Raw genomic sequence first — 1,500 nt, 5'->3', positions numbered from 1 at the left:
CTCAATCCAATTGAACGTCTTTGGGCGGTCTTGCACCATTATGTCACCCACAATCGCTACTACCGAAGTCAGAAGCAATTCGCCGACGCCATCCTTGCATTCATGCGTGAGACCATCCCGCAGGAATGGAAGAAATTCCGCGACAAGGTGTCAGATAACTTCCGCGTCATAACACACGAGAACTTTCGGGTTTTGGAGTAGAAGAAGTATATGGCAGGTAAGTGCGATCTTTGCAGAAGGATTTCGGACATAAATATCCTTCAGTTTATGCAGAAGTAATTCTGTTTTGCCTGTACCAGACAGCCCTTGTATGTGTACGCTTTTTTTGTTTATCCCTTGGTATATAAAACGTGTTTGATCCCCATCAAAGAGCTGGATCTTCTGCTTCACCTTATCCAAGAGATTGTCAGGTAGTTCGGCTGTCGCCCGCTCGATATCGTTAATGCTTCCAGTGATCAAGGATATCACGAGCTCCGAAATTCTCCGTTTCGCGGGATCATCAACCAAGCTCTGGGCAAGGTAATCATCGAGAGAAAAGGCTTTTCCGTCCTCTATCTCCAAGAGAAGGCTTTTCCGCCACTTCCGAGGACGACCAATAGCGTCTTTGTACTCATATTTGTCAGAAATTGACCCCACATCTTCAATAAAGTCTTCGATAAACTCCTCAAATTCTTCTTCGCTTGCCCCAAAGTTGATGAGTGCAATCTTTCTACCTGGAGATAAAGCCACAATATGTCCGACGTGGCTATATTCATACTTATCGTCACCCAATGGCCCGTCGACAACGTAGACTTGGGTATTATTCTCCGCGGCCCATTCCTCGAGCTGTTCGAGAAGCTGCTTGTTTTCTTCGCTCTTATTTGCTTGGTTAAAGAAAAAACTGCTGGTCATCGTTTCATCACCATATATCGAATTTTTGCGCAGCGCGAGTCGTAGACTTGCTCAAGTTAGTGCTCTGGTGTATCAGTGAGCCTGAATCAACTTTGAAGATCAAGGTGTCAGGTACAAACACTGTCGTTTTTTTTTATTCCTCGATACCCCGCCAGATGCTCGACAAGCAACGCTTTCAACGTTGCTGTCGTGATGTTGCAATTTGCTGAGTGTGATATTAAAGGCAGCTCAGGGCTGTTGTCCTAAGTTTTCAGAATGTGTTTTATTCGCTTCCCTGCCATTCGCGATACGTGCAGTTAACTTCGATTTCTGGCCATGATCGCAGTCTAGTAGCTTCTGTGTTCAGATATGGGAGTATAATCGACGCCAACGTCAGGGCCACCCCCGTCTTTCGCGGGGGATGTTCCCTGCCTGAGCGGGCGTCCGCACCCAGACCAGCCCCCGAGGGGGGCATTCGCCATGTCCCCCCTTCTCGATCCCCCCTAGTGTTCTGAGTCTGACACTTCCTACCTGTTTCCGCGAATTTCATCGAGCGCGTTCAGAGCGCGGCGTTCCCGGGTGAGGATGTCCTCGGCGGTTTTGGTCCATTTGAAGGGTTTGGGCTTGTCG

1 protein-coding gene and 1 pseudogene are annotated in these 1,500 nt (G+C 48.2%); one reads left to right on the top strand and one right to left on the bottom strand.

What is annotated here, in order from left to right; translation table 11 throughout:
• A pseudogene (locus tag ROE7235_RS19565) lies at window positions 1-201 on the top strand (IS630 family transposase); the annotation flags it as partial.
• On the opposite strand, the gene ROE7235_RS19560 reads toward ROE7235_RS19565, so the two are convergent.
• Window positions 151-891, bottom strand: a complete 741-nt coding sequence (locus tag ROE7235_RS19560; protein WP_121097713.1) for a hypothetical protein — start codon at window positions 889-891, stop codon at window positions 151-153. The pseudogene ROE7235_RS19565 and the gene ROE7235_RS19560 sit on opposite strands and share 51 nt — an antisense overlap.
• Between the last annotated feature and the right edge of the window lie 609 nt (window positions 892-1,500).

Origin of the sequence: Roseinatronobacter ekhonensis (genome assembly GCF_900499075.1) — a bacterium.
Classification (GTDB): Bacteria; Pseudomonadota; Alphaproteobacteria; order Rhodobacterales; family Rhodobacteraceae; genus Roseinatronobacter; species Roseinatronobacter ekhonensis.
This window is presented reverse-complemented; position numbering and strand designations above follow the sequence as displayed.

Excerpts from the sequence above, each read along its gene's own strand:
- ROE7235_RS19560 (WP_121097713.1), bottom strand. The coding sequence starts at position 891 with ATGACCAGCAGTTTTTTCTTTAACCAAGCAAATAAGAGCGAAGAAAAC.